Genomic DNA, 14450 nt, shown 5'->3' on the forward strand with positions numbered 1-14450 from the left:
GCCCCCCGGCCCCCGCCGCTCCCCCGGGGCCGCCGCCGCCCACCGCGGTGGTGCCGCCGTCGCCGGACGGCTCGACGACGCTGTCGCCGGCCAAAGCCGCTGCCCTGCAGGAGATCCAGGCCGCGCTCGGCGCGGCGAAAGACGCCCAGAAGAAGGGTGATTTCGCCGGCTACGGCGCGGCGCTGCAACGGCTGGACGACGCGATCAACAAGTACAACGCCACCAAGTAAATGCGGGGCCGGCATAGATTGCACGGGTTCGCGCGTTGGCATTTGCACGGCGTGATATCGGTGCCGGCAACGGGAGGCTAAAGGAGTCGACGGTGGGCATGTCCTCGGAAAGGCATGCGGGCGCGACGGGCGGTTCGTTTCGCCACGAGAGTCGGGGCGTCATCGAGAGCGCATTCGAACTGCTCGAACACGTGGGTGCGTTGGAACCGGTGCGGGTGCTTGACTTGGCGAATGCGAGCGGGATCCCGCGGGAGACGGTCCGTCGGCTGCTGCAGCAGTTGATCGCAGTCGGGGCGGTCAGGCGTGAAGGGACCCGCTATCGACTCGGCGCAAGCCTGTTGGGCCTGGGTTCGCGGGTGAGCCCGGAGCGTCAACTGCGGGTGGCCGCCCGTCGACCGATCGCCGAACTCGCAACCGCCACGGGGGCTGCGGTTCAGTTGTCTGCGGTGATCGGCGGTGAACCGGTGTTCCTGGACGCGGTGGACGCCCGCGTCCCAGGGGTGTTCACGGCCGAGCCCGGAGCCAAGGTGCCGTCGGGCACGGCGGCCGCCCGCGCCTACGCCGAAATAGGCCGCACCGCACCAATAGTGGATGCCGGCGACGTACAGGCGAATCTCAGCTGCGTTGCCATAGCGATTCCTCTCGGGGGCGATGGGGCGGCTGCCGTGTCGACGGTCATCGCCCAACGGCGCCCTCCGCTCGGACTGCTGGCTGCCACCAGGGCCACCGGAACCCGGATCGTCAGTCTCCTTCGCACGCCGTGAACGGGTGACCGGCGGCAAAACCCACTGAGTGGGCACGGGCTGGCCGGGGCGCCCGTCGCTTCTTAACGTCGCAAGTGTGACGGGAGATGCGGCCAAGAACGGCGCGGAAGTATTGCTGGCGCAGTTGGAATCTCAGGGCGTGGACTGCATTTTCGCCTCTCCCATCGCCGTGATGGCGCCGGTGTGGGAAGCGCTCGCCCGGCGGGCCGTTGACATGACGCCGCGCTACTTCCGTTGTCGTCATGAGTCGCTGGCGGTGAGCCTGGCATCGGGCTATTACAAGGCCACCGGCCGAAGCCAGGTCGTCTTCCTGCCGACATCGCTGGGAGTTCAAAACGCGTCGATGGCCCTGAGCACCGCGCTGCAGGAGCGCACGCCCATGATGGTGCTGTCACCCGACACGCTCAGCTACGGTGATGACCCCGACGGCGATCCCGGTGCCGAATGGCCCTCACTGCTGACCGACCATGCTGGCCCGGCGCGGCATGGCGAAGCCGTAGTCAAGTGGGCGAAGCGCGCACGCACGCCTTCCGATCTTGTTCATGAACTCCGGCGGGTCCGCTTCATCGCCGAGTCCGTCCCAACGGGACCGACATTGCTGGAGGTTCCGTTTCAGTTGTTGATGGCCGACGGTCACGCCGGCGTCCCCGCGTGGGTTTCCCCCGCACCGGTGGTCGCGACACCAGAGCATATCGAGCGAGTGGCCGAAATTCTCATGGGCGCAACCAATCCCATCATCATCACCGAACACGGCGGGCGCACTGGCGCGGACCGCAACGCCCTGGTAGAAATTGCCGAGGCGCTGTCGGCGCCCGTATTCGAATTCTGGAATCCCGCCTATCACAACTTCCCGCGGTCGCATCCGCTGTACGGGGCGGGGCCGGTGGAAGCGGTGCTGGGCGAAGCCGACGCCGTACTCGTGGCCGGCTGCAACGGACCATGGCATCCGCCAAATACGGTGTTACGCCCAGGGTGCGCCGTCATCCACCTCGAGGAAGACCCGCTGCGCCCGCGAGCCGCCTATTGGGGCTACCCCACCACAGAGGCGGTCGCGGGGGACCTCCCGCACAACTTGGCCGCCCTCGCCTCCAATCTGCGAACGCGCTCGGCTGCGCCGGCCAAGTCCGGCGAGCGGTGGGCCGGCTATACGCAAAGCGTCCGCGCCAAAGGCATCGAAGACGCTCGCCAGTTGGCTTCGCAAGCAACCGATTTCGTTCCCGCGGCCAGTTTGTTCGACGCGTTGCACGAGACGCTGCCCGACGACGCGATCTGTGTCGATGAGATCACGTCTCAAGTGCCGCAGATGATTCAATTCCTATACGCCCGCAAGCCTTTCCAGCAGTATCGCGGGTGGGCGGGGGCACTGGGCACCGGGCTGGGCACCGCACTCGGCGTCAAACTCGCGCGGCCGGGTCGGTCGGTCGTCTGCATCGTCGGCGACGGCGCCTGGCACTACAATCCCGTTCCGGCTGCCCTCGGATTCGCACAGGAATACGGCGTCCCGCTGTTCATCGTGCTGTGCAACAACCGGCAATACGCATCCCAAACCCGGAATCTCCTCAAGTACTACCCCGGTGGCGCTGCGGTCCGCGAAGAGAACTTCGTCGGCAACGTCATTGAGCCAACACCCGACTACGTGAAGCAGGCCGAAGCCTACGGCGGTAGGGGTGAACGCGTGCAGAAGCGCGACGAGCTGGCCGGGGCAGTAGACCGTGCGCTCGACGCTGTCGCGTCGGGACAGACCTTCTTGCTCGACGTCGTAGTCCAACCGTAGGAGCCAAATGAGTGAGACCGATGCGATCGGCGCGGCCGCCAACGGTGCGCCGTTGATCTGGAACGGGGCGGTGCAACATCGTCCGGCATTGATCGTACGGGTCGAGTCACCGGGCGACGTAGCGCAAACCATCCGTGTGGCGCGGGAGCGCGGGATGCGGCTCTCGGTGCTCGGCGGCGGCCACGATTGGGCGGGTCGCGCGGTCTGCCACGGCGGCCTGGTTATCGACATGTCCGGGATGCGAAGTGTCACAGTCGATACCAGGGCCCGGGTCGCAACAGTGGGCGGGGGTGTCATCGCGGCCGACCTGATCGACGCGGTCGCGCCGTACGGGCTGGTCGCCGCCACTGGCAGCTGCGGTGGTGTCGGCATCGCCGGCCTGACGCTCGGCGGGGGTTATGGACCGCTCAACGGGCGGTTCGGCCTGGCGTCAGACAACCTGCTCGGCGCCGAGGTCGTCCTGGCGGATGGTCGGATCGTGACGGCCGACGCGACTCACGAGCCGGAGCTTTTCTGGGCACTGCGCGGCGGTGGCGGCAACTTCGGCGTGGTCACTTCCATGCGCGTCCAATTGCATCCGCTCGACCGGTTGATCGGCGGAATGATCCTGTTTCCGTGGTCGCAGGCGGCGACGGTGTGGCGTGGGCTTGGTGAGGTGTTGTCGACGGCACCGGACGAGCTGACCGTGCAAAGCGGAGTGATGTCCGGCCCGGACCGCACTCCGGCGGTTTTTCTAGCCCCGGCCTGGAGCGGCGATCTTCTTTCCGGCCAAACCGCCGTCGATGCGCTCACTAAGCTTGGAACGCCGCTGAGCGCCCAAGTCGCGTCCATGTCGTACCGCGAATGGCCGAGTCTGTTCGCCGCGTGGGACGTCCGTGGACACTGCTGGGCGATTCGCACCCGCACGATCGCGGGTTACACGCCAGAGGTCATCGATACGCTCCTCGAGATCGGCCGGACACTGACCACCCCTAGCGGCATCTCCATTCACCACTGTCACGGTGCTTCGACCGTCATCGCCCCGGACGACACCGCTTTCGCGAACCGACGCCCACATTTCGTCGTCGAGATCGTCGCCGGTTGGGAGGGCGAGGACAGCGCCCGACCTAGCGCCTGGGCCGACGCGGCCTCGGCCGCGCTTGCCCCGCACGCGCTGCCCGGCGGCTACGCCAACCTGCTCGGGCCGGACGACCACGAGCAGATCGCAAATGCGTACGGCGAGAATGCCATCCGACTCGTCGCCGCCAAGAAACACTACGACCCCGACGGTGTTTTCACCGCCATCCCACTTCCCGGCGTCAGCGAGGACAAGAGATCCAATGTCGTGCGTCGCCGGTAGGCGGGGCGCGATGCTAACCCTTACCGTCCCTGGATACGCCGGGCCACCTCGCCGTAGCGCTCGAAGCGCTCGCGGTCGCCCTGCGCGTTGTAAAGGACCAACCGCGTCGCGATCCCGCCGTACTTCTTGGTCAGCGCGTCGACCAGCCCGTCCCACGTCGACTCGGTGGCGAAGGCGGCGATGTGCTCGTCGCTGATCTGGGCCGCCATCCCGGCGAAGTCCCCGGCCTTCTGCCTCTCGCGGATGCGCGCCGTCGTCCCCTCGAACCCGGCCTCGTCCCAGATGAACGCGTAGTTGGGGGTGCTGCCGTAGAAGGACATGCTGGCGCGCACCGACTCCCGCTCGTGGTCGCGCTCTTCGTCGGTGTCGCCGACGATCGTCATCACCGGCACGATCAACGCGATGTCCGACGCCGAGCGCCCCGCCTTCGCCGCCCCGTCCGCGATGTTGGGCACGACGTGACGGGCGAGATACCCCGGCTCGCCGAGCGGGTGGACGTGCACGCCGTCGGCCACCTCGCCCGCCATCCGCAACATCCACGGATTCACCGCCGCCACATCGACTTTCGGGTCCGGCGCGTCGATGGGCCCGGCGCTCCACTGCGGGCTGATGAAGTCGAGATCGTAGAACTCGCCGTGGTGGTCGAGCTTGCCCGTCCGGAACGCGGCGAAGCACGCCTTCACCGCGAGCACGTAATCGCGCAGCCGCGGGCCCGGGCGCTCGAACGCCACGCCGTAGCGCCGCACGACGTGCGTGCGAACCTGCGTGCCGAGGCCGAGCCGGAACTTCCCGCCGGTCGCCTCCTGGAGTTCCCACGCCGTGGCCGCGGTGATGAAGGGGCTCCGCGGGAAGGCCACCGCGACACCGGTCGACAGCTCCAGGCCAGGCGCGGCCTGCGAGGCGACGGCGGCGTTGAGGTAGGGCGTGCGCCCGGTCTCAGTCAGCAGCAGGCCGGAGAATCCGGCGGCCTGCGTGCGACGGGCCAGGTCGCCGACCCGGTCCAACGGTTGCGGGATCGCCATCACGTCGATGTGCATGGCGGAACAGTATGCTCCCGTCACTTAGCCGCGGGACGCGGTCCGGAATCTGTCCCGGTAGGCCTTCGGCGAGACGCCGAGGTGGTCGACGAACACGCGCCGCAGGGTTTCGGCGCTGCCGAACCCGGCGATGCGGGCCGTGTCGGCGACGCCGCGGCCGGCGTCGAGCGCGGCGCGGGCGGCGTCGATGCGCACCATCTCGACATAGCGGGCCGGCGTCGTGCCGAGTTCGGACTGGAAGAGTCGGGTCAGCTGCCGCGTGCTCAGGGAGGCTTGCGCGGCAAGCGTTTTGACGCTGTGGTCGGACGCCGGGTCGGCCGCGATCGCCTCGGTGACCTTGCGCAGCGGCGACTGCGGCGGGGGCTCTGCCTCGACCAGAGTCGAGAATTGCGATTGACCACCCGCGCGCTTGAGATAGACGACCAGCCACCGGGCCACGTCGCGGACCAGCTCGGTGCCGTGATCCATTTCGACGAGCGCCAGCGCCAGGTCGATGCCCGACGACACCCCGGCCGACGTGAAGACGTCGCCGTCGCGGACGAACAACGCGTCCGGTTCGACGGCGACGTCAGGAAAGGCCCGGGCGAACAACCGGGCGTCATGCCAGTGCGTGGTGGCGCGCCGGCCATCGAGCAGGCCGGCCTGCGCCAGGATGAACGACCCCGTGCAGATCGACGCCAGGCGCCGGGTCCGGTCCGCGGCCGACTTGACCGCATCGACGAGCGCGGGATCGATCGCCCGCCGCGGCAGGTTGTCGCTCCCGGCGACCATGATGATGTCGGCCGACTCGATCGACGAAAGCGCGTCCGTCACGCCCAACCGGGTGCCGATCGAGGTGATGACGTCGCGGCCGTCCACCGACGCGATCTTCAGCTGATAGTCGGCGCCGAATCGGTTGGCCTCGGCGAAGACCTCGCCCGCCCCCGCGACGTCCAGCATCGTCACGTCATCGAAGACGACGATGACCACAACCCGCGACCGCGCACCAGCTTCAGCCACGGGCCCATTGTCGCAACCTGTGGGAAAGATGTCGCGCCGGCTTGCGGTGGCCGGTTAACGATTGACGATCTCGCTGCGTTCTGCGGTGCAGACGGCCAGTATCGCCCAACTCAGCAGGTTGATCATGAGCACAGCACCTTTGGGACGGTGCATGCGGATGTGCTGCGACACTTCGACCCAACGTTCCGGCGTGACAACTTCGTGGAGATCATCCTCAACAACTCATGACCCGAATAGAGGCACCCCAGACTCGGCAGGCTATGCCGCGAACTGTCCCGCCTGGTGACGACGCTGCGGGATGGTCGCGGATCCGAAAGCGTTTGCACTCAACAAGATAAGGACACAATGCAAAAAAGCGAGAACGACACCTGGGATCTGGCCGCGAGCGTGCGCGCCACCCGACACGAGCACGGCACCTACGGACGCGGTGAGAACACGTGTCGACGTACGTTCTGATTCCGGGTGCCTGGCACGGAGCCTGGTCGTGGCGGCCGGTCGCGGAGCGGCTTCGCGCGGCGCGTCACCGGGTGATCACGTTGACTCTGCCCGGGATGAATGACGGTGATAACCCATGGGGTTACGAGCTCCGAGATGCGATCGAGTACATCGCCCACCAGGTGCGACGGCTGGCGCCCGGCAACGTCATCCTGGTCGCGCACAGCTGGGGCGGATTTCCCGCGACAGGCGCCGCGCGGCTGCTTGGGCGCCGAGTGGAGAAGCTCGTGTACTACAACGCGCATGTGCCGGTGCGCTTCAGGTCCATGATCGACGAGAATCCGGCCGACAAGCGCTTCGCCGCGCTGCGGTGGATGACAGAATCGCCGGTTGGCGCCGTGCCGGCCACCCTGGAATACCTTGAGCAGGAACTGATGCAGGGCGTCTCTCGCGACGTGCAGCTGTTAGTGGCCGACCTGCTGACGCCTCAGCCCGGTGGCTACTTCCTCGGCGCTCTGGACTTCGACGCGGGCGATCTCGGTATTCCGATGGCCTACATCGCCGGCGAGGACGATGTGGCCATGCCCCGACCGGCTGCCGAATCCGCCGCCCGGATCGGGGTCCGGCCAGTCATGGTTCCCGGGACGCACAACGGATTGCTCACTCACCCCGACGAGGTGGCTAACGCAATCCTCGCCGCTTGACGATGACCACCACTCGGGGGCGCGGCATCGACTTCCGCGACGGTTCCATTGTCGCAATCTGGGGTAAAGACGGCGCAATCGCCATGGGTCGACGTGGCCGCGCGCCCGCAGACTGGCTGCAGGTCGCTTAACCCAGGAGATGATCATGATTACTCAGCCGATAGCAACCATCGCCGACGTCGTCGTACCGGACACCCCGCTGGTGCGCGAGATCACCGAGTACATTCGCGACGCCGAAGGCGATCTGCTCTTCGACCATTCCCGCCGGGTGTTCCTGTTCGGTGCGCTGCAGGGCCGCCGCCGCGGCCTGCAACCGGACCTGGAACTGCTCTACGCCGGCGCCATGTTTCACGACATCGGCCTCACCGAGCGCTACCGCACATCCGCCCTGCGCTTCGAGGTGGACAGCGCCAACGCGGCCCGCGATTTCCTGCTGCGGCACGGCGTCGACGAGGCCGACGCCCGCAAGGTGTGGCTGGGCATCGCCCTGCACACGACGCCCGGCATCCCCGAGTTCCTCGAACCCGAAATCGCCTTGGTCACAGCGGGTGTCGAAACCGACGTCCTGGGCATCGGCCGCGACGACCTGTCGCCCGAGGCCCTCGCCGCCGTTACCGCCGCCCATCCCCGGCCGGACTTCAAGAACCGCATCCTGGCCGCCTTCAACGACGGCATGAAGCACCGCCCGCACAGCACGTTCGGCACAGTCAACGCCGACGTGTTGGCGCACTTCGACCCGGCGTTCGCCCGCGACAACTTCGTCGACATCATCCTGGGCAACACCTGGCCCGAATAGGCGTCACTCTATTTGATTCCGATGCGCCCGCCTGCGCGGGCGCATCGCTACGCCACCGATCTCTCAACACTGGGCACAAGGAGACAGCTTGTCGACAACCGCGTCCGAATCCAAAGGCAGCGCAATAGTTCTCGGGGCCAGCATCGGCGGGCTGCTGGCCGCGCGGGTGCTTGCCGACTTCTACGACACCGTGACCGTGGTCGAACGCGACGTCCTGCCGGACGGGCCGCAGACCCGCCGCGGAGTGCCGCAGGGCGCCCAACCCCACACCCTGCCGACCCGGGCGGCAGGGATCATGGACCGGCTGTTCCCCGGATTCCTCGACGAGCTGGTCGCCGGCGGGGCGCGCGTCTGGAACGACGGCGACCTGTCACGGCTCTGGTTGACCTTCTCTGGGCATCCGCTGATTCGTTCCGGCAAGGTCCCCGACCCGGAGTCCATCGTCATTCACCATGCGCACCGGCCATTTCTCGAGTGGAATTTGCGTCGCCGCGTGCGTGGCATTCCCAACGTGAAGTTCCTCGATGCCCACGACGTGGTGCGGCTGACCTCGTCCCCGCAGCGCGAACGCGTGACGGGCATCGTGTTGGCTCCGCGCGACTCCGGTGCCGAACGGACCCTGACGGCCGATCTTGTCGTGGACACCACCGGGCGTGGCTCGAGGACACCGCTGTTGCTCGAGCAACTCGGCTACCGGCCTCCACGCGAAGACAAATTGACGGTGCACGTCACGTACGCCAGCATGCGCGTCTACGTAGCGCCGGGCACGTTGCGGGAGAACTTCATCATCAACGCGGCCGAGCCCGGGCGTCCCGTCGCATTCGCGATGTTCGGGGGAGAAGACGACACCTACGTGCTCGCCGTGCAAACGATGGCCGGGCGGCCGGTGCCCACCGACCGCGCGGCTCTGCTCAACAGCCTGACCGACGTCGCGCCCCCGCATGCCCTGGCCGCCGCGCGGTCCGCCGAACCACTCACCGATGTCGCGCAGTACAAGTTCCCCTCCAACCGGTGGCGGCGCTACGACAAGCTGGAGCGCATGCCCGACGGGCTGATCGTGATGGGCGACGCCATGTGCAACTTCAATCCCCTGTACGGGCAGGGAATGTCGGTGGCCGCCATCGAGGCGCTGATCCTGCGTGACTGTCTCGAGGGAGGCGAACAAGGCCTGCCGCGGCGGTTCTTTGGGCAGGCCGCCAAAGAGATCGGCGTGGCGTGGCGGGCCGCCGTGGCTTCTGACCTGGCGTTGCCGCAAATAGCCGGGAATCGAACGGTGTCCATGCGGCTCCGCAACGCCTACTTGGACCACGTGCTGTCCGCCGCGGAGACCGAGCCGGTGATCGTCCAGAAGTTCCTGCGGATGATGAACATGGTCAGCGAACGCGCCGAGTTGTTCCATCCGTCGACGATGCTGCAGACGATCGCCAGACCACGCAAGCGCATATCCGCAACGAGGTAAGGACACCGTGGACGCGTGTCGGATTCTGTGGGAAAGACGGCCCGAACGGCACCGGTGAATGGCCGCGCGGCACCGGAGGATGGAGCTAGTCCACGAAGGAGAAGCGATCATGGCAATCCAGTCCATCGAGACGGTCGCCGGCATCGTCATCCCCGACACGGCAGTGGTCCGGGACGCAACCGACTTCATCCGCGGCGCCGAAGACGACGTGCTCTTCCACCATTCCCGGCGGGTGTTCCTGTTCGGCTCGCTGCACGGGCTCCGGCTCGGCTTGGCTCCGGACCCGGAGCTGCTGTACGTGGGCGCGATGTTCCACGACCTCGGCCTCACCGCGCGCTACGGGGCGTCGACGCAGCGCTTCGAGATCGACGGCGCCGACACGGCGCGCGACTTCCTGCTCGAGCGCGGCGTCGGACAGGCCGACGCCGACAAGGTGTGGCTCGGCATCGCCCTGCACTCGACGCCCGAGGTTCCCGCGCGCCTCGACCCCGAAACCGCCTTGCTGGCAGCCGGTGTCAAGACCGACGTGGTCGGCGTGGGGCTCGAGGCCCTGGACCCGGACGCGGTCGACGCGGTGACCGCCGCCCATCCCCGTCCGGACTTCAAGAACCGCATCCTGGCGGCCTTCAACGACGGCATGAAGCACCGCCCCGACACGACTTTCGGCACGATGAACGCCGACGTGCTGGCGCACTTCGACCCTGCGTTCAAGCGGGGGAACATGGTCGACTTCGTTCTCAACAGCAACTGGCCCGAATAACCGACCCATGGAAGGGAGCGGACAAATGGAGATCCACGAGGCGCTGTACACCACCAGGATGATGCGGCGGTTGCGGCCGGACCCGGTCCCGCTGGACGTGCAGGCCCGCATCCTCGATGCGGCCGTCCGGGCACCCAACGGTGGCAACACTCAACGCTGGCACTTTGTCGCCGTCGACGATCCGAAACTCATCCACGAGTTCGGCGAACTGTTCCGGCAGGCCCGCGCCCTCGAATACGAGAAGTTCAGCACGGGGCAGGGACCGATGGTGGTGCCGGGGCCCGGCGCGGACCTCGCCGCCCACGCCGAGACGATGCGCCGGATCAAGGGCTCCGGCAACTACCTGGCCGACCACTTCGACGAGGTTCCCCTGTTGCTCTTCGTGTTCGCGATCGACGATCTCGGCGGCGCCAACATCTACCCCGCGATCTGGAGCGCCCTGCTGGCCGCCCGGGCCGAGGGCGTCGGCGGCGTCATGACGATGGTGCTCAACAACTTCCGGGACAAGGTGAACGAGATGCTGGGCGTGCCCGTCGAGGAGGGCTGGAAGATGTCGGCCATGCTGACCCTCGGCTACCCACTGGGTAAGTGGGGCGTGGCAGCCAATCGTCGCCCCGTGCACGAGGTTTCGTCCCGCAACCACTGGGATGCGCCGTTCGGTGTCGAGGTGCCGGAGCCGCTGTGGTCGCCTGAAGGCAAGGCGGAGACCGGATTAGCCGCGGTCGGATAGTGGTGCGGGAACCATTCCGTCGCCTGGACCGTGAGAACAGCATGACATCAGCCAATAATGCGGACATGTTGGAAGTGTTCGGACCTGTCGTGGAATTCATGACTCCGCCGGACGAAGATCAGTTCTGCGTCATGCGCGCGGTCATCCCGCCGGGGGTGGTGATCCCGCTGCACAGCCACAACGACTTCGAGGATTTCTACATCCTGGCGGGCAGCCAACAGGTGCTTGTCGAGGTTGGCGGCGACCTTCAATGGCGCGATGCTCCCGCCGGGGATTACGTTCGGGTGCCGGGCGACGTCCCGCACGCACACCGCAACGTCTCACAAGAGCCGGCCGTCGACCTGATCATCACGACGGCGCGCATGGGCCGGTTTTTTCGCGAGGTCGGCCGGCCGGTGGGCTCCGCGCCACCGACCGCCTGCGAGGTAGCGCGCTTCGTCGAGGTTGCGGGGCGTTACGGCTACCGGCTGGCGACGCCGGACGAAAACGCCGCGGTCGGTATCACCGTGCCCGCGTTCTCGGGGTGACGGGCGGCCAGCTTAGGCGGTTACAGGCCGAGATTTCGTCGCTGTCACCGAAGATCGTCACACTGATCGCGGTATCCGACGTGCGTACCGCCTACGGGTAGGCATCGTGCTGGTATAGCGTCGAGTCGTGCCTATTCCGATCGAGGTTGCCAAGTAGGCGGGGGGCCGTGGAGCTTATCGGCCGGCAAGCCGAAACCGCGGTTCTCGATCAGCTTGTTGAAGCGATATCCGCCGGGGAAAGCCGCGCGCTGCTGATTCACGGCGCGGCGGGCGTCGGGAAGTCCGCGCTCCTGGATTACCTGGCGGGGCGGGCATTCCACTGCCGCCTGATACGTGCGGCCGGTGTCCAATCCGAGATGGAGCTTGCCTTCGCCGCGCTACACCAACTGTGCGGCCCGATGGTCGACCACCTCGAGGAGCTTCCCGGGCCGCAGCGCGAGGCTCTGCAGACGGCTTTCGGCATGATCGCCGGGCCGCCACCGGACCGGTTTCTGGTTGGAATGGCCTTCCTGAGCATGCTTTCCGAGGCGGCGGACGAGCGGCCGCTGGTCTGCCTGATCGATGACGAACAGTGGCTCGACCGTGCGTCCGCGCAGGTGCTTGCGTTCGTGGCACGGCGCCTGGTCGCCGAATCCGTCGGGCTGGTCTTCGCCGCGCGAGTGCCGGGTCGCGACCTCGCGGGGTTGCCACGCCTCCAGGTGGGTGGCCTGCCGGATGCTGAAGCCCGTGCGCTCTTGGACACGGTGCTGACCGGGCCGCTGGACGCGCAGGTACGCGATCAGATCGTCGCCGAGACGCACGGCAATCCACTCGCATTGGTTGAGCTGCCGCGCGGACTGAGTGCCCAAGAGCTGGCGGGCGGATTCGGACTGCCAAGCGCCGCAAGGCTTTCCGGAACCGTCGAGGAGAGCTTCCGGCGGCGCATCAGCGCCATGCCAGGTCCGACCCGCGAGCTGTTACTCGTAGTGGCCTCGGAGCCGACGGGAGATCCGGCCCTGATTTGGTCAGCCGCAGCGCAACTGGGGGTCGGCGCCGACGCTGCCGCACCGGCGGTCGATGCCGGCCTGGTGGAGCTCGGCACTCGGCTGTGGTTCCGGCACCCGCTCGCCCGCTCGGCGGCTTACCACTCGGGTTCGCTGTTGCAACGGCAACGGGTCCACCGGGCCCTCGCGGGTGTCACAGATTCGACGTTGGATCCGGACCGATGTGCCTGGCATCTGGCCAACGCCACGGCTAAGCCGGACGAGGACATCGCCATCGAGCTGCTGCGTTCGGCCGATCGCGCGCGCGCGCGTGGTGGGGTGGCCGCCGCCGCAGCCTTTCTTGAGCGCGCCACGGTTTTAACCCTCGACCCGGGCAAGCGCGCGCAGCGCGCTCTTGACGCTGCGGCGGCCAAGGTCGAAGCCGGTGCATTCGATGCTGCGCTGGACCTGATAGCTCGAGCCGAGGCCGGGCCGTTGAACGACCTCCAGCGTGCACGCGTCGACCTGGTCCGCGCTCAGCTGGCGTTCGTCACCAACCGCGGTAGTGACGCGCCGCCGCTGCTGCTCAAGGCCGCCAAACAGCTCGAGCCCGTCGACGTAGCGCTTTCGCGCGCAACATATCTGGAGGCAATGTCGGCGGCGATGTTCTCCGGTCGATTGGCGGCCGGTTGCGGGGTCGCGGACGTGGCCCGCGCCGCCGCGGCATCGCCACGTCCGCCAACACCGCTCCTGTCCGACCTGTTGCTCGACGGCTATGTCGCGCGGTTCGCCGACCGGTATGCGGTGGCGGTGCAGACCTTGCGCCGCGCGGTGAGCGCGGCGGTTGGGTCGTCGGGCGAGGCGCTGCGGTTTTTGTGGCTGGCGGGCATCGCCGCGCTGGATCTCTGGGATGACAAGAGCTGGGATGTGCTCTCGGAGAGGCACGTCGAGGTTGCCCGTACCACCGGCGTATTGACGGAACTGTCGCTCGCCTTGAGCACGCGCGCAGTTATGCACCTATTCGCCGGTGAACTAAGGGCCGCTGAGGCACTCGTGCAGGAAGTGCAGGTAGTGACCGAGGCGACAGGCGCCGGGCTCGCGCCTTACGGCGCCCTGCTGCAGGCCGCGTTTCGTGGCGACCAGGCTGAGGTTTCTGCGCTCGTCGAATCGACGACGAAAGACGTGATGCGCCGCGGCGAGGGTATCGGGCTAAGCGTAGGCGAGCACGCGGAAGCGTTGCTCAACAACGGCATTGGAAACTACAGCGTGGCGATGGCCGCCGCGCAACACGCTGTCGAACATCAAATGGACCTGGGCACGTCGGGGTGGTGCCTGGTCGAACTCGTCGAGGCGGCAGCGCGCTGTGGCAGGACCGACACCGCGACGGACACGCTTGCTCGTCTTACGGAGTTGACGAATGCCGCTGGCACCGATTGGGCACTGGGTGTTCAAGTACGTTCGCGCGCACTGCTGTCAGACGGCGCCGATGCCGAGCGCCTGTACCGCGAGGCGATCGCGCGGCTCGCGCGCACCCGCATTCGTGCGGAACTGGCCCGCGCTCACCTGCTGTACGGCGAATGGTTGCGTCGCGAGCGTCGTCGCACCGACGCTCGGGCGCAGCTGCGAATGGCGCACGCGATGCTCGACGCTATGGGAATGGAGGCTTTCGCCGAGCGGGCAAGGCGCGAGCTGCAGGCCACCGGGGAGACCGCGCGCAAACGCACGACCGCTTCCGCCGAGGGAGGACAACTTACCGCGCAGGAAGCCCAGATCGCGCGCTTGGCCCGTGACGGGCTGTCGAACCCCGAGATAGGGGCGCGGCTATTCATCAGCGCTCGAACCGTCCAATACCACCTGCGAAAAGTGTTTACGAAGCTGGATATCAGTTCACGCAGCCAGCTCGCTCGCGTCCTCTGACTCGCCGACGTTGCCCG

Annotated in this window: 13 protein-coding genes; 11 read left to right on the forward strand and 2 right to left on the reverse strand. The window is 67.4% G+C overall.

What is annotated here, in order from left to right; translation table 11 throughout:
* The 4 genes from A5706_RS14065 to A5706_RS14080 form a co-directional block, all read left to right on the forward strand.
* Positions 1–230: hypothetical protein (locus A5706_RS14065; RefSeq protein ID WP_156767115.1), on the forward strand; the 230-nt coding region annotated here is incomplete at its 5' end.
* A 98-nt stretch (positions 231–328) separates the two neighbouring features.
* Complete coding sequence (locus A5706_RS14070) at positions 329–994, forward strand: helix-turn-helix domain-containing protein (protein WP_068131529.1); 666 nt, start codon at positions 329–331, stop codon at positions 992–994.
* A gap of 76 nt (positions 995–1070) precedes the next feature.
* A complete protein-coding gene (locus A5706_RS14075) occupies positions 1071–2768 on the forward strand; it encodes a thiamine pyrophosphate-dependent enzyme (protein WP_068131531.1) in 1698 nt (565 codons plus the stop codon).
* 7 nt (positions 2769–2775) lie between these two features.
* Positions 2776–4107 (forward strand): FAD-binding oxidoreductase, encoded by a 1332-nt coding sequence (locus tag A5706_RS14080; RefSeq protein ID WP_068131532.1) that lies wholly within the window; start codon positions 2776–2778, stop codon positions 4105–4107.
* 20 nt (positions 4108–4127) lie between these two features.
* Here A5706_RS14080 and A5706_RS14085 read toward each other — a convergent pair whose 3' ends face one another.
* Positions 4128–5144 (reverse strand): TIGR03617 family F420-dependent LLM class oxidoreductase, encoded by a 1017-nt coding sequence (locus A5706_RS14085; protein ID WP_068131533.1) that lies wholly within the window; start codon positions 5142–5144, stop codon positions 4128–4130.
* A gap of 24 nt (positions 5145–5168) precedes the next feature.
* A complete protein-coding gene (locus A5706_RS14090; protein ID WP_068131624.1) occupies positions 5169–6083 on the reverse strand; it encodes a GlxA family transcriptional regulator in 915 nt (304 codons plus the stop codon).
* A 497-nt stretch (positions 6084–6580) separates the two neighbouring features.
* On the opposite strand from A5706_RS14090, the gene A5706_RS14095 reads away from it, so the two are divergent.
* The 7 genes from A5706_RS14095 (at position 6581) to A5706_RS14125 (ending at position 14433) form a co-directional block, all read left to right on the forward strand.
* Entirely contained in the window at positions 6581–7282 is a 702-nt protein-coding gene (locus A5706_RS14095) for an alpha/beta fold hydrolase (protein ID WP_068131535.1), read from the forward strand.
* Between the two features lie 145 nt (positions 7283–7427).
* Positions 7428–8078, forward strand: coding sequence for an HD domain-containing protein (locus A5706_RS14100; protein WP_068131626.1), 651 nt, complete (start codon positions 7428–7430; stop codon positions 8076–8078).
* 88 nt (positions 8079–8166) lie between these two features.
* Complete coding sequence (locus A5706_RS14105) at positions 8167–9537, forward strand: NAD(P)/FAD-dependent oxidoreductase (protein ID WP_068131538.1); 1371 nt, start codon at positions 8167–8169, stop codon at positions 9535–9537.
* 109 nt (positions 9538–9646) lie between these two features.
* Positions 9647–10297 (forward strand): HD domain-containing protein, encoded by a 651-nt coding sequence (locus A5706_RS14110; RefSeq protein ID WP_068131628.1) that lies wholly within the window; start codon positions 9647–9649, stop codon positions 10295–10297.
* 25 nt (positions 10298–10322) lie between these two features.
* A complete protein-coding gene (locus A5706_RS14115) occupies positions 10323–11027 on the forward strand; it encodes a nitroreductase family protein (RefSeq protein ID WP_068131539.1) in 705 nt (234 codons plus the stop codon).
* Positions 11028–11092: 65 nt separating this feature from the next.
* Positions 11093–11554, forward strand: coding sequence for a cupin domain-containing protein (locus A5706_RS14120; protein ID WP_231985295.1), 462 nt, complete (start codon positions 11093–11095; stop codon positions 11552–11554).
* A gap of 167 nt (positions 11555–11721) precedes the next feature.
* On the forward strand, positions 11722–14433 hold the full coding sequence (locus tag A5706_RS14125; RefSeq protein ID WP_082964367.1) for a LuxR family transcriptional regulator: 2712 nt from the start codon (positions 11722–11724) through the stop codon (positions 14431–14433).
* Positions 14434–14450: the final 17 nt, after the last annotated feature.

Source organism: Mycobacterium sp. E796, assembly GCF_001672815.1.
In the GTDB taxonomy this organism is placed as follows: domain Bacteria; phylum Actinomycetota; class Actinomycetes; order Mycobacteriales; family Mycobacteriaceae; genus Mycobacterium.